At 71.5% G+C, this 20,411-nt stretch carries 19 protein-coding genes; 18 read left to right on the top strand and 1 reads right to left on the bottom strand.

The window, feature by feature from the left end:
* The 4 genes from E2E34_RS15790 to nusB form a co-directional block, all read left to right on the top strand.
* A partial coding sequence (locus tag E2E34_RS15790; RefSeq protein ID WP_138902542.1) for an AAA family ATPase occupies positions 1–737 on the top strand: 737 nt, incomplete at its 5' end.
* A 91-nt stretch (positions 738–828) separates the two neighbouring features.
* A complete protein-coding gene (locus tag E2E34_RS15785) occupies positions 829–1,935 on the top strand; it encodes an aminopeptidase P family protein (RefSeq protein WP_138902541.1) in 1,107 nt (368 codons plus the stop codon).
* A 71-nt stretch (positions 1,936–2,006) separates the two neighbouring features.
* Complete coding sequence (efp, locus tag E2E34_RS15780; protein WP_138894955.1) at positions 2,007–2,573, top strand: elongation factor P; 567 nt, start codon at positions 2,007–2,009, stop codon at positions 2,571–2,573.
* Between the two features lie 2 nt (positions 2,574–2,575).
* Positions 2,576–3,004, top strand: a complete 429-nt coding sequence (gene nusB, locus E2E34_RS15775) for a transcription antitermination factor NusB (RefSeq protein WP_069929707.1) — start codon at positions 2,576–2,578, stop codon at positions 3,002–3,004.
* Between the two features lie 216 nt (positions 3,005–3,220).
* Here nusB and bldD read toward each other — a convergent pair whose 3' ends face one another.
* Entirely contained in the window at positions 3,221–3,721 is a 501-nt protein-coding gene (gene bldD, locus E2E34_RS15770) for a transcriptional regulator BldD (RefSeq protein WP_138894954.1), read from the bottom strand.
* Between the two features lie 195 nt (positions 3,722–3,916).
* Between bldD and pyrR the strand changes: the two genes are divergently transcribed.
* From pyrR to E2E34_RS15700, 14 genes are all read left to right on the top strand, one after another.
* Positions 3,917–4,492: a bifunctional pyr operon transcriptional regulator/uracil phosphoribosyltransferase PyrR gene (gene pyrR, locus E2E34_RS15765; RefSeq protein WP_138902540.1), complete on the top strand. Its 576-nt coding sequence runs from the start codon at positions 3,917–3,919 to the stop codon at positions 4,490–4,492.
* A gap of 98 nt (positions 4,493–4,590) precedes the next feature.
* The gene (locus E2E34_RS15760) at positions 4,591–5,595 is read left to right on the top strand and encodes an aspartate carbamoyltransferase catalytic subunit (protein ID WP_138902539.1); all 1,005 of its coding nucleotides are present in this window, start codon (positions 4,591–4,593) and stop codon (positions 5,593–5,595) included.
* A 2-nt stretch (positions 5,596–5,597) separates the two neighbouring features.
* Positions 5,598–6,884, top strand: coding sequence for a dihydroorotase (locus E2E34_RS15755; RefSeq protein WP_138902538.1), 1,287 nt, complete (start codon positions 5,598–5,600; stop codon positions 6,882–6,884).
* The gene (locus E2E34_RS15750; protein ID WP_138902537.1) at positions 6,881–7,462 is read left to right on the top strand and encodes a PH-like domain-containing protein; all 582 of its coding nucleotides are present in this window, start codon (positions 6,881–6,883) and stop codon (positions 7,460–7,462) included. The genes E2E34_RS15755 and E2E34_RS15750 overlap by 4 nt, the downstream gene beginning before the upstream one ends.
* A complete protein-coding gene (gene carA, locus E2E34_RS15745) occupies positions 7,459–8,595 on the top strand; it encodes a glutamine-hydrolyzing carbamoyl-phosphate synthase small subunit (protein ID WP_138902536.1) in 1,137 nt (378 codons plus the stop codon). The genes E2E34_RS15750 and carA overlap by 4 nt, the downstream gene beginning before the upstream one ends.
* Positions 8,588–11,899 carry a carbamoyl-phosphate synthase large subunit gene (gene carB / locus E2E34_RS15740; protein ID WP_138902535.1) on the top strand — a complete coding sequence of 1,104 codons (3,312 nt, stop codon included), beginning with the start codon at positions 8,588–8,590 and terminating at the stop codon, positions 11,897–11,899. Before carA ends, carB begins: the two co-directional genes overlap by 8 nt.
* 82 nt (positions 11,900–11,981) lie before the next feature.
* Positions 11,982–13,091 (top strand): quinone-dependent dihydroorotate dehydrogenase, encoded by a 1,110-nt coding sequence (locus tag E2E34_RS15735; RefSeq protein WP_138902534.1) that lies wholly within the window; start codon positions 11,982–11,984, stop codon positions 13,089–13,091.
* Entirely contained in the window at positions 13,088–13,945 is an 858-nt protein-coding gene (gene pyrF, locus E2E34_RS15730) for an orotidine-5'-phosphate decarboxylase (protein WP_279637890.1), read from the top strand. Before E2E34_RS15735 ends, pyrF begins: the two co-directional genes overlap by 4 nt.
* A gap of 257 nt (positions 13,946–14,202) precedes the next feature.
* A complete protein-coding gene (locus tag E2E34_RS15725; protein ID WP_028814066.1) occupies positions 14,203–14,526 on the top strand; it encodes an integration host factor in 324 nt (107 codons plus the stop codon).
* 39 nt (positions 14,527–14,565) lie between these two features.
* On the top strand, positions 14,566–15,159 hold the full coding sequence (gmk, locus tag E2E34_RS15720; protein ID WP_069929716.1) for a guanylate kinase: 594 nt from the start codon (positions 14,566–14,568) through the stop codon (positions 15,157–15,159).
* A gap of 28 nt (positions 15,160–15,187) precedes the next feature.
* Entirely contained in the window at positions 15,188–15,460 is a 273-nt protein-coding gene (gene rpoZ / locus E2E34_RS15715; RefSeq protein ID WP_028814064.1) for a DNA-directed RNA polymerase subunit omega, read from the top strand.
* 109 nt (positions 15,461–15,569) lie between these two features.
* A complete protein-coding gene (gene coaBC, locus E2E34_RS15710; protein ID WP_138902533.1) occupies positions 15,570–16,775 on the top strand; it encodes a bifunctional phosphopantothenoylcysteine decarboxylase/phosphopantothenate--cysteine ligase CoaBC in 1,206 nt (401 codons plus the stop codon).
* A gap of 250 nt (positions 16,776–17,025) precedes the next feature.
* The gene (gene metK, locus E2E34_RS15705) at positions 17,026–18,234 is read left to right on the top strand and encodes a methionine adenosyltransferase (protein ID WP_138902532.1); all 1,209 of its coding nucleotides are present in this window, start codon (positions 17,026–17,028) and stop codon (positions 18,232–18,234) included.
* 97 nt (positions 18,235–18,331) lie between these two features.
* Positions 18,332–20,411 (top strand): primosomal protein N' (locus tag E2E34_RS15700; RefSeq protein WP_138902531.1); only part of this gene is annotated, 2,080 nt, incomplete at its 3' end.

The following is a 20,411-nucleotide window of genomic DNA, read 5'->3' as shown; positions in this document are numbered from 1 at the left end:
CGCCTGGGGCGCCGGCCCAGGCCCCCGCGCCTCCCGGCTGGAGCGGCCCCGTCCAGCAGCACGCCCAGCACGCCTCCATGCCGCCGGGCCGGGAGATCACCGGCCACGTGCAGCTGCCGCCGGGCGGCCCGGTCCCCGTCCCGGCGCCGCCGCACGCCGCCGCGCCGACGGACACCGGCACCACCACGCTCGCGGTGCTGCTCATCGGCCCCGCCGGCGCGGGCAAGACGACCGTCGCCCGGCACTGGGCGCAGCACCGCCGGGTGCCGACCGCCCACATCAGCCTCGACGACGTACGCGAATGGGTGTGCTCGGGGTTCGCCGACCCGCAGTCCGGGTGGAACGATCAGTCCGAGGCCCAGTACCGCCTGGCCCGCCGCACCTGCGGCTTCGCCGCCCGCAACTTCCTCGCCAACGGCATCTCGTGCATCGTCGACGACGCGGTCTTCCCGGACCGCCCCGTCGTCGGGCTCGGCGGCTGGAAGCGGCACGTGGGGCCCGGGCTGCTGCCGGTGGTCATCCTCCCCGGCCTGGAGATCGTGCTGGAGCGCAACGCGCAGCGCAGCGGCAACCGGCGCCTGTCCGACGAGGAAGTCGCCCGGATCCACGGCCGGATGGCCGGGTGGTACGGCTCCGGGCTGCCGATCATCGACAACTCGCAGTACGACGTGCCGACCACCGCCCGCGTCCTGGACGAGGTGCTCGCCCGCTCCATAGCCAGCCCGCCCGCCTGGTAGAGCCGCCGTGCCCCTGCCCCGGTACGCGCCGCGCCGCCCGGTCGGACGCGCTGAACCGGCCGGAAGCGGGCCGCGCTCGTACGCTCGAAACATGTCAGAGCTGTATGCGGTCCGCCGTGGACGGCTGCGCGACCGGTGTGCCGCTGCCGGCAGCGCCGCCTCGCTGGTCTCCCGTCCCGCCAACGTCCGCTACCTCGCCGGCGGAGCGCCACCCGGCGCCGTACTGCTGCTCGGGCCGGACGAGGACATCCTGATCTGCCCCGGTACGCCGGGGCCCGACCCGGCGGAGGGCCGCCCCGACGAGCAGCTGCGGATCACCGTGCTGCCCGAGCCCGGCGGCGACACCGTCGTCGCGGCGGCGCGCGCGGCCGCGGCGGCCGGCGCCGAGTCGCTCGCCGTCGAGGAGACCCACCTGACCGTCGCCCGGCACCGGGCCCTCGGCTCGGTCGCGCCCCGGCTGCGCCTGGGCGATCTCTCGGGCGCCGTCGAACAGCTGCGGATCGTCAAGGACGAGGAGGAGATCGCGTCCCTGCGGATCGCGGCCGAGATCACCGACCAGGCGCTCGGAGAGCTGCTCGAATCGATCCTGGTCGGCCGGACCGAGCGGCACCTCGCGCTGGAGCTGGAGCGCCGCCTGGTCGACCACGGCGCGGACGGGACCGCCTTCCCCACGTCGGTCGCCACCGGTCCGAACGCGGGCCTGGGCCGGCACCGGCCCTCGGACCGACGTGTGGAGGAGGGGGATTTCCTCTCGGTCTGCCTCGGCGCCAACTACCGCGGCTACCGGTGCGAGATCGGCCGTACCTTCGTCATCGGCACGACGCCCGCCGACTGGCAGATCGAGCTGTACGAGGTCGTATTCGCCGCTCAGCGGGCGGGCCGGGAGGCGCTCGTCCCGGGTGCGGAGTACCGGGAAGTCGACCGCGCGGCACGCCATGTGCTCGCCGCCGCGGGCCACGGCGAGGGGCTCGCGCCGAAGACCGGGCACGGTGTCGGGCTCGAAATCGAGGAGGACCCGCAGTTGGCACCTGCGGCCATGGGTAAACTGGACGCTTGTGTGCCGGTCACCGTCGAACCGGGGGTCCACCTCCCGGGCCGGGGCGGTGTCCGGATCGATGACACGCTCGTCGTACGCCCCGACGCGGACGGCGGACCCGAGCTACTCACCATCACGACCAAGGAGCTGCTCGCGCTGTAGCCCAGCGCCACCGTGCGACCCCCCAGGTCACAGCAGCCCCACCAGCCTTCAGTCCAGGAGATTCCGCAACCGTGGCTTCCACGAACGACCTCAAGAACGGCATGGTGCTCAAGCTCGACGGGGGCCAGCTCTGGTCCGTCGTCGAGTTCCAGCACGTCAAGCCCGGCAAGGGCCCTGCCTTCGTGCGCACCAAGCTCAAGAACGTGCTCTCCGGCAAGGTGGTCGACAAGACCTTCAACGCCGGCGTGAAGGTCGAGACGGCCACCATTGACCGCCGCGACATGCAGTTCTCGTACATGGACGGCGAGTACTTCGTCTTCATGGACATGGACACGTACGACCAGCTCATGGTCGACCGCAAGTCCGTCGGCGACGCCGCCAACTTCCTGATCGAGGGCTTCACCGCCTCCGTCGCCCAGCACGAGGGCGAGGTGCTGTACGTCGAGCTGCCCGCCGCGGTCGAGCTGACCGTCAAGCACACCGACCCGGGTGTCCAGGGCGACCGCTCCACCGGCGGCACCAAGCCGGCCACGCTGGAGACGGACCACGAGATCCAGGTCCCGCTCTTCATCACCACCGGTGAGAAGATCAAGGTCGACACCCGCACGAGCGATTACCTCGGCCGGGTGAACAGCTAACCGTGGCTGCCCGGAACACGGCGCGCAAGCGCGCCTTCCAGATCCTCTTCGAGGCCGACCAGCGCGGTGAGTCCGTGCAGACGGTCCTCGCGGACTGGATGCGGCACGCCAGGACCGACACCCGTCAGCCGCCGGTCAGCGAGTACACGATGCAGCTCGTCGAGGGGTACGCGCAGTACGCGGACCGCATCGAGGACCTCATGGCCACGTACGCGGTCGACTGGGAGATCGACAGGATGCCGGTCGTCGACCGGAACATCCTGCGGCTCGGCACGTACGAGCTGGTGTGGATGGACGAGACGCCCGACGCGGTGGTGATCGACGAGGCGGTGCAACTCGCCAAGGAGTTCTCCACCGACGACTCACCGTCCTTCGTGAACGGTCTCCTCGGCCGTTTCAAGGACCTCAAGCCGAATCTGCGGCGCGAATAGCCCCCGCCCGGCTCCAAGGACGACTGAAAGGGCCCCCGGCACGCCTCACGGCAAGCCGGGGGCCCTTTCGTCTTTGCCGCCCGGTCGGTGCTCGGGCAGGGGCCTGAGGAGGAGCGGGGCGGGCAAAGCGGCGAAAGAGACGGGAAAACGCCGGGGCCGGCGGAAGCGAATGCTCCCGCCGGCCCCGGCGTTACGTTTCTGCTGGCGCTGCTCGACCTAGATGTCGTCGTGTGAGACCGCGCGGCGCGCGTCCGCGTCGAGCACACCCCAGCTGATGAGCTGCTCGGTCAGGACCGAGGGCGACTGGTCGTAGATGACGGCGAGCGTGCGCAGGTCGTCCTGGCGGATCGACAGCACCTTGCCGTTGTAGTCGCCGCGCTGCGACTGGATCGTCGCGGCGTAGCGCTGGAGCGGGCCCGCCTTCTCGGCCGGCACGTGGGCCAGGCGCTCGAGGTCGAGGCGGAGCTTCGGCGGCGGCTCGGCGGCGCCGCCGGGCGTCGTGCCCGGCAGGAGCTCCTGCACCGGTACGCCGTAGAAGTCCGCGAGCTCGGCGAGGCGCTGCACGGTCACGGCGCGGTCGCCGCGCTCGTACGAGCCCACCACGACGGCCTTCCAGCGGCCCTGGGACTTCTCCTCGACACCGTGGAGGGAAAGGCCCTGCTGGGTGCGGATGGCGCGGAGCTTGGCCCCGAGCTGTTTTGCGTATTCGCTGGACATATGGCTCCCCGGACGCAGACTGGTAACTCACTGTGAGGTTACGCAGCGTTACTTGGGTGCGTCAAGCCGAATGGGGCCAGACCGCCTACTCGTGGGGTCTCGCAAGGGTTGCCGAATAGTGCTGGTACCGTGGTGACGCAATTCCGACGTCCTTTAAGGTCCGTCCCGTGAGGCGGAGAAGGAGGTCCGTTTCCAATGGACACGGTTGAATCCGATGCCCCGCGCCCCGTACTCGAGGGCCCTGACATCGAGCGGGTACTGACCCGCATCGCCCACGAGATCGTCGAGCGCGCGAAGGGCGCGGACGACGTGGTGCTCCTCGGCATCCCCACCCGCGGCGTCTTCCTGGCCCGCCGGCTGGCCGCCAGGCTCGAACAGATCACCGGCCGGAAGGTGCCGGTCGGCTCCCTCGACATCACCATGTACCGCGACGACCTGCGCATGCGGCCCGCGCGGGCCCTCGCCCGCACCGAGATCCCGGGTGACGGCATCGAGGACCGGCTCGTCGTCCTCGTCGACGACGTGCTGTTCTCCGGCCGTACGATCCGCGCCGCGCTCGACGCGCTCGGCGACATCGGCCGCCCGCGCGCCGTGCAGCTCGCGGTCCTCGTCGACCGGGGCCACCGCGAACTGCCGATCCGCGCCGACTACGTCGGCAAGAACCTCCCCACGTCGCTGCGGGAGACGGTCAAGGTCCAGCTCTCCGAGGAGGACGGCCGCGACGCCGTGCTGCTCGGCCTCCAGCAGACCGCTCCGGCCGGCGAGCAGTAGCGCATTCCCGTACGGACCCGGACCACCCGGGGCCGCGCACCGGTCTGCCCTCCTGCCCGCCTCCCCACACGCGCCCCTCACCCACCACGGAGCACCAGATGAAGCGTCACCTCATCTCGGCCGCCGACCTCACCCGCGACGACGCCGTACTGATCCTCGACACCGCCGAGGAGATGGCCCGCGTCGCGGACCGGCCGATCAAGAAGCTGCCGACCCTGCGCGGCCGCACGGTCGTCAACCTCTTCTTCGAGGACTCGACCCGCACCCGCATCTCCTTCGAGGCCGCGGCCAAGCGCCTGTCCGCCGACGTCATCAACTTCTCCGCCAAGGGCTCGTCCGTCTCCAAGGGCGAGTCGCTCAAGGACACCGCCCTGACCCTGGAGGCGATGGGCGCCGACGCCGTCGTCATCCGGCACCACGCCTCCGGAGCCCCCTACCGGCTCGCGACGTCCGGCTGGATCGACGGCGCGGTCGTCAACGCGGGCGACGGCACGCACGAGCACCCGACCCAGGCGCTGCTCGACGCCTTCACGATGCGCCGCAGGCTCGTCGGCGCCGACGCGGGCATAGGGCGCGACCTCGACGGCCGCCGGATCACGATCGTCGGCGACGTGCTGCACAGCCGCGTGGCGCGCTCCAACGTCCACCTGTTGCACACGCTCGGCGCCGAGGTGACCCTGGTGGCGCCGCCCACGCTGGTCCCGATCGGCGTCGAGCACTGGCCGTGCCAGGTCGCGTACCACCTCGACGAGGTGCTGCCGAAGTCGGACGCGGTCATGATGCTGCGTGTGCAGCGCGAGCGGATGAACGCCGCCTTCTTCCCGACCGAGCGCGAGTACTCGCGGCGCTACGGCCTGGACGGCGACCGGATGGCCCGGATGCCCGGGCACGCCATCGTCATGCACCCCGGCCCGATGAACCGCGGCATGGAGATCACCGCGCAGGTCGCCGACTCCGACCGCTGCACGGCCGTCGAGCAGGTCGCCAACGGCGTCTCGACCCGGATGGCCGTCCTGTACCTGCTTCTGGGCGGCGCTGTGTTCGATTCGAAGGCCACGTCCGCCACCAGCCCCGCCCCCGCACGCACCGAGGAGAACAAGTAACGATGAGCAAGATCCTGATCCGCGGTGCGAAGGTACTGGGCGGCGCGCCGCAGGACGTCCTGATCGACGGCGAGACCATCGCCGAGGTCGGAAGCGGCCTGAGCGCCGAGGGCGCGACCGTCGTCGAGGCCGGGGGCAAGATCCTCCTGCCGGGCCTCGTCGACCTGCACACCCACCTGCGCGAGCCGGGCCGTGAGGACTCCGAGACCGTCCTGACCGGCACCAAGGCCGCCGCCGTCGGCGGCTTCACCGCCGTGCACGCCATGGCCAACACCTTCCCGGTCGCCGACACCGCCGGCGTCGTCGAGCAGGTATGGCGCCTCGGCAAGGAGTCCGGCTACTGCGACGTGCAGCCCGTCGGCGCCGTCACCGTCGGCCTGGAGGGCAAGAAGCTCGCCGAGCTCGGCGCCATGCACGACTCGGCCGCCGGAGTGAAGGTCTTCTCCGACGACGGCAAGTGCGTCGACGACGCCGTGATCATGCGCCGCGCGCTGGAGTACGTGAAGGCCTTCGACGGCGTCGTCGCCCAGCACGCCCAGGAGCCCCGCCTGACCGAGGGCGCCCAGATGAACGAGGGCGTCGTCTCCTCCGAGCTGGGCCTCGGCGGCTGGCCGGCCGTCGCCGAGGAGTCGATCATCGCCCGCGACGTCCTCCTCGCCGCCCACGTCGGCTCGCGCGTGCACATCTGCCACCTGTCCACGGCCGGCTCGGTGGAGATCGTCCGCTGGGCCAAGTCCAAGGGCTGGAACGTCACCGCCGAGGTCACCCCGCACCACCTGCTGCTCACCGACGAGCTGGTCCGCACGTACAACCCGGTCTACAAGGTGAACCCGCCGCTGCGCACCGAGGCCGACGTCATGGCCCTGCGCGAGGCGCTCGCCGACGGCACCATCGACTGCGTCGCGACCGACCACGCCCCGCACCCGCACGAGGACAAGGACTGCGAGTGGGCCGCGGCCGCCATGGGCATGGTGGGCCTGGAGACCGCCCTGTCCGTCGTACAGCAGACGATGGTCGACAGCGGCCTCCTCGACTGGGCGGGCGTCGCGGACCGCATGTCGTTCCGCCCGGCGGCCATCGGACGCCTGGAGGGCCATGGCCGTCCCGTCTCGGCAGGCGAGCCCGCCAACCTCACGCTGGTCGATCCGGCATACCGTGGAGCCGTGGACCCCTCGGGCTTCGCCTCCCGCAGCCGCAACACCCCCTACGAGGGCCGTGAGCTGCCGGGACGCGTCACCCACACCTGGCTGCGGGGCCGCGCAACGGTCGTCGACGGGAATCTGGCGTGACACCTTTCATCCAACTGGCCGCAGGGGCCGCCGCAGCGGAACGCAAGTCGGCCGAAGTGACCGACTGGGCCGCCCGCATCGGCTGGGTCGTCGGGCTGCTGCTCTTCATCGCGCTCGTGTACTGGCTGATGCGCCAGGGCTGGAAATGGCGTGCCGTCCTCCAGTCCGACGTGCCGGTACTCCCCACCGCGCCCGAGGCGCCGGGTGAGGCGAAGCTGAGCATGAGCGGCCGGTACCACGGCTCCACTACCGCCGGGCAGTGGCTCGACCGGATCGTGGCCCACGGCCTCGGCACGCGCAGCCGCGCCGAGCTGGTCCTGACCGACGCGGGGCTGGACGTCGTACGCCCCGGGGCGGCCGACTTCTTCGTACCCGCCGGGCAGCTCCGCGAGGCGCGGCTCGACAAGGGCATCGCCGGCAAGGTCCTCGCCGAGGGCGGCCTGCTGGTCGTCACCTGGCAGCACGGCGACAAGCTGATCGACTCCGGCTTCCGCTCCGACCGCGCGGCCGAGCACACGGCCTGGGTCGAGGCGATCAACTCCATGACACGAATTTCTACGGAAGGCACCGCACGATGACGATCTCCACCCGGGGAGCCGCCAAGGCTCCCGCCGTACTCGTCCTGGAGGACGGCCGCAGCTTCCGCGGCCGTGCCTACGGGGCCGTGGGGGAGACCTTCGGCGAGGCGGTGTTCAACACCGGCATGACCGGCTACCAGGAGACCCTCACCGACCCGTCGTACCACCGCCAGGTCGTCGTCATGACGGCCCCGCACGTCGGCAACACCGGCGTGAACGACGAGGACGACGAGTCGAAGAAGATCTGGGTCGCCGGGTACGTCGTACGCGACCCCGCCCGCGTCCCGTCCAACTGGCGCTCCAGCCGCTCCCTCGACGAGCAGCTCACCGAGCAGGGCATCGTGGGCATCAGCGGCATCGACACCCGCGCCCTCACCCGCCACCTGCGCGAGCGCGGCGCGATGCGCGTCGGCATCTTCTCCGGCGAGGCGCTCGCCGACGAGCAGACGTTGCTCGCCCGTGTGCAGGAGGCCCCCCAGATGGTGGGCGCCTCGCTCGCCGCCGAGGTCTCCACCGACGCGTCGTACGTCGTTCCCGCGATCGGCGAGAAGAAGTTCACCGTCGCCGCGATCGACCTCGGCATCAAGGGCATGACCCCGCACCGGATGGCCGAGCGCGGCATAGAGGTCCACGTCCTGCCGGCCACCGCCACGGCCGAGCAGGTCTACGCCGTCGCCCCCGACGGAGTCTTCCTCTCCAACGGCCCCGGCGACCCGTCCACTGTCGACCTCACCGTCGTCAAGGCCGTCCTGGACCGCAGGACGCCGCTCTTCGGCATCTGCTTCGGCAACCAGATCCTCGGCCGGGCGCTCGGCTTCGGCACCTACAAGCTGAAGTACGGCCACCGCGGCATCAATCAGCCCGTGCAGGACCGCACGACCGGCAAGGTCGAGGTCACCGCGCACAACCACGGCTTCGCCGTCGACGCCCCGCTCGACAAGGTTTCCGAGACCCCGTACGGCCGCGCCGAGGTGTCCCACGTCTGCCTGAACGACGACGTGGTCGAGGGCCTCCAGCTCCTCGACCAGCCCGCGTTCAGCGTCCAGTACCACCCCGAAGCAGCAGCGGGCCCGCACGACGCCGCGTACCTGTTCGACCGCTTCGTACAGCTCATGGAGGGCCAGCGTGCCTAAGCGCACCGATATCCAGTCCGTCCTGGTCATCGGCTCCGGTCCGATCGTCATCGGCCAGGCCGCCGAGTTCGACTACTCCGGAACGCAGGCCTGCCGCGTCCTCAAGGCTGAGGGCCTGCGCGTCATCCTGGTCAACTCCAACCCGGCGACGATCATGACCGACCCGGAGATCGCCGACGCCACGTACGTCGAGCCGATCACCCCGGAGTTCGTCGAGAAGATCATCGCCAAGGAGCGCCCCGACGCGCTCCTGCCGACCCTCGGCGGCCAGACCGCGCTCAACACCGCGATCTCCATGCACGAGCAGGGAGTGCTGGAGAAGTACGGCGTCGAGCTCATCGGCGCCAACGTCGAGGCCATCAACAAGGGCGAGGACCGCGACCTCTTCAAGGGCGTCGTCGAGGCAGTCAAGGCCAAGATCGGTTACGGCGAGTCCGCGCGCTCGGTCATCTGCCACTCCATGGACGACGTCCTCGCGGGCGTCGAGACGCTCGGCGGCTACCCCGTCGTCGTACGGCCCTCCTTCACCATGGGCGGCGCCGGCTCCGGCTTCGCGCACAACGAGGACGAGCTGCGGCGCATCGCCGGACAGGGCCTCACGCTCTCGCCGACCACCGAGGTGCTCCTGGAGGAGTCCATCCTCGGCTGGAAGGAGTACGAGCTGGAGCTGATGCGCGACAAGAACGACAACGTCGTGGTCGTCTGCTCCATCGAGAACTTCGACCCGATGGGCGTGCACACCGGCGACTCCATCACCGTCGCCCCGGCGATGACGCTGACCGACCGCGAGTACCAGCGGCTGCGCGACGTCGGCATCGCGATCATCCGCGAGGTCGGCGTGGACACCGGCGGCTGCAACATCCAGTTCGCCGTCAACCCCGACGACGGCCGGATCATCGTCATCGAGATGAACCCGCGCGTCTCGCGTTCGTCCGCGCTGGCCTCCAAGGCGACCGGCTTCCCGATCGCGAAGATCGCCGCTCGTCTCGCCGTCGGCTACACGCTCGACGAGATCCCGAACGACATCACCGAGAAGACCCCGGCGTCCTTCGAGCCCACGCTCGACTACGTCGTCGTCAAGGTGCCCCGCTTCGCGTTCGAGAAGTTCCCGCTCGCCGACGCCACCCTCACCACCACCATGAAGTCGGTGGGCGAGGCCATGGCGATCGGCCGCAACTTCACCGAGGCCCTCCAGAAGGCGCTGCGCTCGCTGGAGAAGAAGGGCAGCCAGTTCGCCTTCACCGGCGAGCCGGGCGACAAGGCCGACCTCCTGGAGATCGCCAAGGTCCCCACGGACGGCCGGATCAACACCGTCATGCAGGCCATCCGGGCCGGCGCCACCCCCGAGGAGGTCTTCGACGCCACGAAGATCGACCCGTGGTTCGTCGACCAGATGTTCCTCATCAAGGAGCACGCGGACGAACTCGCCGCCGCCGAGAGGCTCGACCCCGAGCTGCTCGCCGAGGCCAAGCGCCACGGCTTCTCCGACGCCCAGATCGCCGGCATCCGCGGCCTGCGCGAGGACGTCGTGCGCGAGGTCCGGCACGCGCTCGGCGTCCGCCCGGTCTACAAGACGGTCGACACCTGCGCCGCCGAGTTCGCCGCGAAGACGCCGTACTTCTACTCCTCGTACGACCAGGAGTCCGAGGTCGCGCCGCGTGAGAAGCCCGCCGTGATCATCCTGGGCTCCGGCCCGAACCGCATCGGCCAGGGCATCGAGTTCGACTACTCCTGCGTCCACGCCTCCTTCGCGCTCAGCGACGCGGGCTACGAGACCGTGATGGTCAACTGCAATCCGGAGACCGTCTCCACCGACTACGACACCTCCGACCGCCTGTACTTCGAGCCGCTGACGCTCGAGGACGTGCTGGAGATCGTCCACGCCGAGACCCTCGCGGGCCCCATCGCGGGCGTCGTCGTACAGCTCGGCGGCCAGACCCCGCTGGGCCTCGCCCAGGCGCTCAAGGACAACGGCGTACCGGTCGTCGGCACCCCGCCCGAGGCCATCCACGCCGCCGAGGACCGCGGCGCGTTCGGCCGCGTGCTCGCCGAGGCCGGCCTCCCGGCCCCGAAGCACGGCACCGCGACGACCTTCGACGAGGCCAAGGCCATCGCCGACGAGATCGGCTACCCGGTCCTCGTACGCCCGTCGTACGTGCTCGGCGGACGCGGTATGGAGATCGTGTACGACGAGACGCGCCTGTCCTCGTACATCGCGGAGTCCACCGAGATCAGCCCCACCCGCCCGGTCCTCGTCGACCGCTTCCTCGACGACGCGATCGAGATCGACGTCGACGCTCTCTACGACGGCACCGAGCTCTACCTCGGCGGCGTCATGGAGCACATCGAGGAAGCCGGCATCCACTCCGGCGACTCCGCCTGCGCGCTGCCCCCGATCACCCTCGGCGGCTTCGACATCAAGCGGCTGCGGATCTCCACCGAGGCCATCGCCAAGGGCGTCGGCGTACGCGGGCTGATCAACATCCAGTTCGCCATGGCCGGGGACATCCTCTACGTCCTCGAAGCCAACCCGCGCGCCTCGCGCACCGTCCCCTTCACCTCCAAGGCGACCGCCGTGCCGCTGGCGAAGGCCGCCGCCCGCATCTCGCTGGGCGCGACCATCGCCGAGCTCCGCGCGGAGGGCATGCTGCCGAAGACCGGCGACGGCGGCACGCTGCCGCTCGACGCGCCGATCTCCGTCAAGGAGGCCGTGATGCCGTGGAGCCGCTTCCGCGACATCCAGGGCCGCGGCGTGGACACCGTCCTCGGCCCGGAGATGCGCTCGACCGGTGAGGTCATGGGCATCGACTCGGTCTTCGGCACGGCGTACGCCAAGTCGCAGGCCGGCGCGTACGGCCCGCTGCCGACGAAGGGCCGGGCGTTCATCTCGGTCGCCAACCGGGACAAGCGCTCGATGATCTTCCCGGCGCGCGAGCTCGTCGCCCACGGCTTCGAGCTGCTCGCCACCTCCGGCACGGCCGAGGTGCTCCGGCGCAACGGCATCAACGCCACCGTGGTGCGCAAGCAGAGCGAGGGCGAGGGCCCGAACGGGGAGAAGACCATCGTCCGGCTCATCCACGACGGCCAGGTCGACCTCATCGTCAACACGCCGTACGGCACGGGCGGCCGCCTCGACGGCTACGAGATCCGCACGGCGGCCGTGGCGCGCAGCGTCCCGTGCCTCACGACGGTCCAGGCCCTCGCGGCCGCCGTCCAGGGCATCGACGCGCTCACCCACGGCGACGTGGGCGTGCGTTCCCTCCAGGAACACGCGCGACACCTGACCGCGGCCCGCGAGGTCTAGCGGCACAGGAGGGGGACACCGGACGCGGTGTCCCCCTCTTCATGAGCCCAGCCCGCAGCCCGAGCCTCCCGAGGAACGCACCGTGTACAAACTCTTCTTCACCCTCGTCTTCAAGCGCATGGACGCCGAGCGGGCCCACTACCTGGCCTTCCGCTGGATCCGCATCGCCGCCCGCGTCCCGGTCCTGCGCACCTTCGTCGCCGCCGTCCTCGCGCCTCGCCACACCTCGCTGCGCACCGAGGCGCTCGGCCTGCGCATGCACGGCCCGTTCGGCCTCGCCGCCGGCTTCGACAAGAACGCGGTCGCCATCGACGGCATGTCGATGCTCGGGTTCGACCACATCGAGATCGGTACGGTCACCGCCCAGCCGCAGCCCGGCAACCCCAAGAAGCGTCTCTTCCGCCTCGTGAAGGACCGCGCGCTCATCAACCGCATGGGGTTCAACAACGAGGGCTCCGAGGCCGTGGCGGCCCGCCTGGCGGCCCGTAACCCCGTCTTCAAGACGGTCGTCGGCGTCAACATCGGCAAGACCAAGATCGTCCCGGAGGAGGCGGCCGTCGCCGACTACGTCGCCTCCACCGAGCGGCTCGCCGCCCACGCCGACTACCTGGTCGTCAACGTCTCGTCCCCGAACACCCCGGGCCTGCGCAACCTCCAGGCCACCGAGTCGCTGCGCCCGCTGCTGACCGCCGTGCGCGAGGCCGCCGACCGCACGGTCACCGGCCGCCGGGTACCGCTGCTGGTCAAGATCGCGCCCGACCTGGCCGACGAGGACGTCGACGCCGTGGCGGACCTGGCGCTGGAGCTCGGCCTCGACGGCATCATCGCCACCAACACCACCATCGCCCGCGAGGGCCTCGGCCTGACGTCCGACCCGGCCCTGGTCAAGGAGACCGGCGGACTGTCCGGAGCGCCCGTCAAGGCCCGCTCCCTGGAGGTCCTGCGCCGCCTGTACGCCCGCGTGGGCGACCGGATCACCCTGATCGGGGTCGGCGGCATCGAGAACGCCGACGACGCCTGGCAGCGCATCCTGGCGGGCGCCACGCTCGTCCAGGGCTACAGCGCCTTCGTCTACGAGGGCCCGTTCTGGGCCCGCGCCATCCACCAGGGCCTCGCGGAACGCCTCGCCAACAGCCCGTACGCCACCCTCGCCGACGCGGTCGGCGCCGAGAGCAGGGAGACCGCCAAGTGAGCGCCGCGACCGAACCGACCGTCGAGCCCTTCGGCGCCCGGCTGCGCCGTGCCATGGACACCCGCGGCCCGCTGTGCGTCGGCATCGACCCGCACGCGTCGCTGCTGAGCGCCTGGGGCCTGAACGACGACGTCAAGGGCCTGGAGGCGTTCACCCGCACCGTGGTGGAGGCGCTGGCCGACCGGGTGGCCGTGCTCAAGCCGCAGTCGGCGTTCTTCGAGCGTTTCGGCTCGCGCGGCATCGCCGTGCTGGAGAAGGCGGTCGAGGAGGCCAGGGCGGCCGGCGCGCTGGTGCTGATGGACGCCAAGCGCGGCGACATCGGCTCCACCATGGGCGCTTACGCCGAGACGTACCTCCACCGGGGCTCGCCGCTCTTCTCGGACGCGGTCACCGTCTCGCCGTACCTCGGCTTCGGCTCGCTGCGTCCGGCGCTGGACGCGGCCGTGATCAACGGCTGCGGCGTGTTCGTCCTCGCGCTCACCTCCAACCCGGAGGGCGCCGAGGTCCAGCGCGCCACCGTGGCCGGCGGGCGCTCGCTCGCCCAGCTCATGCTCGATCACATGGCGGCCGAGAACGAGGGCGCCGAGCCGCTCGGGTCGGTCGGCGCCGTGGTCGGCGCGACGCTCGGCGACGCGGGGGTGGACCTCGCCGTCAACGGTCCGCTGCTGGCTCCGGGCATCGGCGCGCAGGGCGCGACGCCCGCCGATCTGCCCGGCGTCTTCGGGTCGGCCGTCGGCAACGTCGTACCGAGCGTGAGCCGCGGTGTACTGCGCTTCGGCCCCGACGTAGCCGGACTGCGCGAGTCCGCTTCTCGCTTCGCGGACGAGGTCAGAGCGGCTGTCTCGGCGGCCTGACGGCGGGTAGGCGATCCGTGTTGACGGAATCCTGACCGAAAAGCGGGGTGTTATGTCTGGTATGCCCGAGTCGACAGAGGCTGACCAGGACTTTTCGCCGCTTCTCGCTGACTGGAGCGGTCCTGGCCGCTAGTCTCCGTCGAGAGAAACGCGCAGCTCGTCGTTCGCGACCTGCTGTTCGTTGCTCGCCTGGTGTGGGGCGACGTGGTTCCTCACCGGTCCGTATCCGACAGTTCGACATCCGAGGTGACGTAGGCGTGGCTCTTCCGCCCCTTACCCCTGAACAGCGCGCAGCCGCGCTCGAAAAGGCCGCCGCGGCTCGCCGGGAGCGGGCCGAGGTCAAGAATCGACTCAAGCACTCCGGCGCCTCGCTCCACGAGGTCATCAAGCAGGGACAGGAGAATGACGTCGTCGGCAAGATGAAGGTCTCCGCCCTTCTCGAATCTCTGCCGGGCGTCGGCAAGGTCCGTGCCAAGCAGATCATGGAGCGGCTCGGCATCTCCGAGAGCCGTCGTGTGCGCGGTCTCGGCTCCAACCAGATCGCCTCTTTGGAGCGCGAGTTCGGCGGCGGAGCCGCCTGACGTTCTCGGGCACCCCCGAGAACCTGGATAATCGCATCCATGGCTGCAACATCCCGGGGGACGACCCCCGTACCCCCGGACGTACGTCCGCGGCTGACCGTGCTCTCCGGCCCCTCGGGTGTCGGCAAGAGCACGGTCGTCGCCCATATGCGCAAGGTCCACCCCGAGGTTTGGCTCTCGGTGTCGGCCACCACACGCAAGCCGCGACCCGGCGAGCGCCACGGCGTCCAGTACTTCTTCGTGAGCGACGAGGAGTTCGACAAGCTCGTCGCCAACGGTGAGCTGCTGGAGTGGGCCGAGTTCGCCGGCAACCGTTACGGCACGCCCCGGCGTGCCGTGGCCGACCGGCTCGAAGCGGGTGAGCCCGTGCTCCTGGAGATCGATCTCCAGGGCGCACGGCTCGTCCGCGAGTCGATGCCCGAGGCTCAACTGGTCTTCCTGGCCCCGCCCAGCTGGGACGAGCTGGTCCGCAGGCTGACCGGCCGCGGTACGGAGGCGCCCGATGTGATCGAGCGCCGTCTGGAGGCGGCGAAGATCGAACTCGCCGCGGAGGCGGAGTTCGACACCACCCTGGTCAACACCTCCGTCGAGGACGTGGCGCGCGAGCTGCTAGCCTTGATGGAAGTTGCTTGATCTCTGTTCACTTATCGGAAGGTAGAGCGTGTCCTCTTCCATTTCCACGCCCGAGGGCATCATCAACCCGCCGATCGACGAGCTGCTCGAGGCCACTGACTCGAAGTACAGCCTCGTGATCTACGCGGCGAAGCGTGCGCGTCAGATCAACGCGTACTACTCGCAGCTCGGTGAGGGCCTGCTCGAGTACGTCGGCCCTCTCGTGGACACCCACGTCCACGAGAAGCCGCTCTCGATCGCCCTGCGCGAGATCAACGCGGGTCTGCTGACCTCCGAGGCCATCGAGGGCCCGGCTCAGTAGTCAGCAGGCGCAGGAATCTTTTCCACCACAGGCCCGGCAGCGAGACTGCCGGGCCTGTGGTGTGTCATAGGACGTGAACCGTCGGACAACCGGGCAAGCGGGAGACGCAGTGGACAAGCCGAAGGTCGTGCTGGGAGTCAGCGGGGGCATCGCCGCGTACAAGGCGTGCGAGCTGCTGCGCCAGCTGACGGAATCCGGCCACGACGTACGGGTCGTGCCGACCGACTCCTCGCTCCACTTCGTGGGCGCCGCCACCTGGTCGGCGCTCTCCGGCAACCCCGTCTCGGCCGAGGTGTGGGACGCGGTCCACGAGGTGCCGCACGTACGGATCGGGCAGGCCGCCGACCTGGTCGTGGTGGCCCCCGCCACCGCCGACATGCTGGCCAAGGCGGCCCACGGGCTGGCCGACGACCTCCTCACGAACACGCTGCTCACGGCCCGGTGTCCGGTGGTCTTCGCTCCCGCCATGCACACCGAGATGTGGGAGCACCCGGCCACCCAGGAGAACGTCGCCACCCTGCGCCGCCGGGGCGCGGTCGTCATCGAGCCCGCCGTCGGCCGGCTGACCGGCGCCGACACCGGCAAGGGGCGGCTGCCCGACCCGGACGAGATCTTCGAGGTCTGCCGGCGCGTCCTCGCGCGGGGCGCGGCCGAGCCCGACCTCGCGGGGCGGCACGTGGTGATCAGCGCCGGTGGTACGCGCGAACCGCTCGACCCGGTCCGCTACCTGGGCAACCGCTCCTCGGGCAAGCAGGGATACGCCCTGGCCCGCACCGCCGTCGCACGCGGCGCCCGGGTCACGCTCGTCGAGGCCAACACCGGGCTGCCGGACCCGGCGGGCGCCGACGTGGTCCGCGCCGGCACGGCGACCCAGCTGCGCGAGGCGGTGCTGAAGGCGGCCGCGGACGCCGACGTGGTCGTGATGGCAGCCGCGGTGGCCGACTTCCGGCCGGCGACGTACGCCTCGGGAAAGATCAAGAAGAAGGACGGCCAGGAGCCGGCCCCCGTCGAGCTGGTGCGTAATCCGGACATCCTCGCCGAGCTCGCCACCGAGCGGCGCGGGCGGCCCGGGCAGGTGGTCGTCGGCTTCGCCGCCGAGACCGACGACGTCCTGGCCAACGGCCGGGACAAGCTCCGCCGCAAGGGCTGTGACCTGCTGGTCGTCAACGAGGTGGGGGAGCGCAAGACGTTCGGCTCGGAGGAGAACGAGGCCGTCGTCCTCGACGCCGACGGCGGCGAGACCCCGGTGCCGTACGGCCCCAAGGAGGCGCTCGCCGACACGGTGTGGGACCTGGTGACACGTCGGCTCGGCTGAATCCCGCCATACTCGGCGCGCCACGCCCGGTGTCGCGAACGGCCGGGAATCGGGTCTTTCGCCCTCTGATGGAGGGCCCCGGCCGTGCTGCACAATGCAGTGCCGCTGGTCACAGGGCTCCCAAGAAGCGAGACGCGTGGTCCGCCGACCGGAAGCGACCGATAAACTGGTGCCGGACCGACGCCGGGCGCAGCTCCCGGTCCGTTCCATCAATGCTCAGCCAGCAGCCGCTGCAACCCCAGGGAGCGATGTGTCCCGCCGCCTGTTCACCTCGGAGTCCGTGACCGAGGGCCACCCCGACAAGATCGCTGACCAGATCAGCGACACGATCCTCGACGCGCTCCTGCGGGAGGACCCGGCTTCCCGGGTCGCCGTGGAGACCTTGATCACCACCGGCCTGGTGCACGTCGCCGGCGAGGTGACGACCAAGGCCTACGCCGACATTCCCACGCTCGTACGCAACAAGATCCTCGACATCGGGTACGACTCCTCGAAGAAGGGCTTCGACGGCGCCTCCTGCGGCGTGTCGGTGTCCATCGGCGCGCAGTCCCCCGACATCGCGCAGGGTGTCGACACGGCGTACGAGACGCGGGTCGAGGGCGATGAGGACGAGCTTGACAAGCAGGGCGCGGGCGACCAGGGCCTGATGTTCGGTTACGCGTGCGACGAGACGCCCGAGCTGATGCCGCTGCCGATCCACCTGGCGCACCAGCTCTCGCGGCGCCTGTCCGAGGTCCGCAAGAACGGGACGATCCCGTACCTGCGCCCAGACGGCAAGACCCAGGTCACCATCGAGTACGACGGCGACAAGGCCGTCCGCCTCGACACGGTCGTCGTCTCCTCCCAGCACGCGTCGGACATCGACCTCGACTCGCTGCTCGCTCCCGACATCCGCGAGTTCGTCGTCGAGCACGTGCTGAGCGGGCTGCTCGAGGACGGCATCAAGCTGGACACCGAGGGCTACCGCCTGCTGGTCAACCCGACCGGACGTTTCGAGATCGGCGGCCCGATGGGCGACGCCGGCCTCACCGGCCGCAAGATCATCATCGACACGTACGGCGGCATGGCCCGCCACGGCGGCGGCGCCTTCTCCGGCAAGGACCCGTCCAAGGTCGACCGCTCGGCGGCGTACGCGATGCGCTGGGTCGCCAAGAACGTGGTGGCCGCGGGCCTTGCCGCGCGCTGCGAGGTGCAGGTCGCGTACGCGATCGGCAAGGCCGAGCCGGTGGGCCTGTTCGTCGAGACCTTCGGCACCGCCACCGTCGCCACCGAGAAGATCGAGAACGCCATCGCCGAGGTCTTCGACCTCCGCCCGGCCGCGATCATCCGCGACCTCGACCTGCTCCGCCCGATCTACGCCCAGACGGCGGCGTACGGCCACTTCGGCCGTGAGCTTCCCGACTTCACCTGGGAGCGCACGGACCGCGTGGACGCCCTGCGCGCGGCGGCGGGTCTCTGACCCCGCCCCACTGTTCGCACGCGAAGGCCCCGGACCGCACTGGTCCGGGGCCTTCGCGCTGGTCGCACTGTCAGTGGTGTCTGGTAGGAATTTGGCTGTGAGCAGGAACGACGAGCGGCCCGAAGAGCCCGCGGGCGGGGCGCCGGAGCAGCTTGCGCTCATCCGGGAGACCGTGCGGAAGGCGAAGGTCCCGAAGGCCAAGCCGAGGACCTGGCGCGGCGCGCCGCTGGCCAAGGAGCTGCCCGTCGCGCGGGTGCTGGTCGACAAGGGAGTGCTGCACCTCGACAAGTACTTCGACTACGCCGTGACCCAGGAGCTGGACGCCGTCGCCCAGCCGGGGGTGCGGGTCCGGGTCCGGTTCGGCGCCGGGGCGCACCAGGTGCGCGACGGCCGCCGTGAGGGCGGCGGGATGATCGACGGGTTCCTGATCGAGCGGCGGGCCGAGTCCGACTACGCCGGGCCGCTCGCGGCGCTCGCCTACGTGGTGTCTCCCGAGCCGGTGCTCAGCCCCGAGCTGCTCGCCCTGGCGCGGGCGATCGCCGACCGGTACGCGGGCAGCCTCGCCGACGTGCTCCAGCTGGCCGTTCCGCCGAGGAACGGACCGGCCGAGGCGAAGCCCTCGCCTGAGCCGCTGCCGCCGCCCGGCGCGCCGCAGGCCGGGACCTGGGAGCGGTACGCGCACGGGCCCGCGTTCCTGCGGGAGCTGGCGGCGGGCGGAGCGCCGCGCGCCGTGTGGAACGCGCTGCCCGGGCCGCACTGGCCCGAGGAGCTGGCCCGCGCCGTGGTGGCGACGCTCGCGTCCGGCCGGGGCGCGCTGGTCGTGCTGCCGGACGGGCGGAGCGCGGCCCGGGTGGACGCGGCCCTCACCGCGCTGGTGGGCAAGGGCCACCACACGCTGCTGACCGCCGACGCCGGGCCGCAGAAGCGGTACCGGCAGTGGCTGGCCGCGCGGCGGGGGTCGGTGCGGGCGGTGATCGGCACGCGGGCCGCGATGTTCGCCCCGGTCACGGACCTGGGGCTCGTGGCGGTGTGGGACGACGGGGACTCCAGCCACAGCGACGACCACGCGCCGTTCCCGCACGTACGGGAGGTGCTGGAGCTGCGGGCGCAGCACAGCAGGTGCGGATTCCTGCTGGGGGCCACGAGCTGCACGGTGGAGGCGGCCCAGCTCGTCGAGAGCCAGTGGGCCGCGCCGCTGCGGGCGCACCGCGAGCACGTGCGGGCCGCCGCACCGCTGATCCGTACCGTCGGCGACGAGGAGGTGGCCCGGGACGGGGCCGCCCGGGCGGCCCGGCTGCCCAGCCTGGCGTGGCAGACCGTGCGGGACGGGCTGAGGTCCGGTCCGGTGCTGGTGCAGGTGCCCCGGCGCGGGTACGTACCGGGCCTGGCCTGCGAGCGGTGCCGTACGCCCGCGCGGTGCGGCCACTGCGCGGGACCCCTCGAAGCGGCCGACCAGCGGGAACTGCACTGCGGGTGGTGCGGCCGGGACGCGGCCGGGTGGCGCTGCGGCGAGTGCGGGAGCGTGCGGCTGCGGGCGCGGGTCGTGGGGGCGCGGCGCACGGCGGAGGAGCTGGGGCGGGCGTTCCCGGCCGTGCCGGTGCGCACGTCCGGGCGCGATCACGTGCTGGAGAGCGTGCCGGGGGCGCCCGCGCTCGTGGTGAGTACGCCGGGGGCCGAGCCGGTGGCCGAGGGCGGTTACGCGGCGGCGCTGCTGCTCGACGGCTGGGCGATGCTCGGCCGTCCCGACCTGCGGGCGGGGGAGGAGGCGCTGCGCCGCTGGATCAGCGCGTCGGCCCTGGTCAGGGGGCAGGCGGAGGGCGGCACGGTGGTCGTGGTCGCCGAGCCGTCGCTGCGGCCGGTGCAGGCGCTGGTGCGGTGGGACCCGGTGGGGCACGCGCAGCGGGAGCTGGCGGAGCGGGCGGAGCTGGGCTTCCCGCCGGTGTCGCGGATGGCGGCGGTGAGCGGCCGGCCGGAGGCGGTCACCGCGTTCCTGGCGGCGGCCGAACTGCCGGCCGACGCCGAGGTCCTCGGCCCGGTGGCGCTGCCCGTCGCGGAGCCCGGCCGTCCCCGCCGGCCCGGGGATCCGCCGGTCGGCGAGGTGTGGGAGCGCGCGCTGCTGCGGGTGCCGCCGGGGAGCGGGGCGGCGCTCGCCGCCGCGCTGAAGGCGGCCCAGGCGG

Origin of the sequence: Streptomyces albidochromogenes (assembly GCF_005981925.1) — a bacterium.
In the GTDB taxonomy this organism is placed as follows: Bacteria; Actinomycetota; Actinomycetes; order Streptomycetales; family Streptomycetaceae; genus Streptomyces; species Streptomyces albidochromogenes.
Note: the sequence above shows the minus strand (reverse complement) of the source record. Positions and strands in the feature narration are given on the sequence as shown.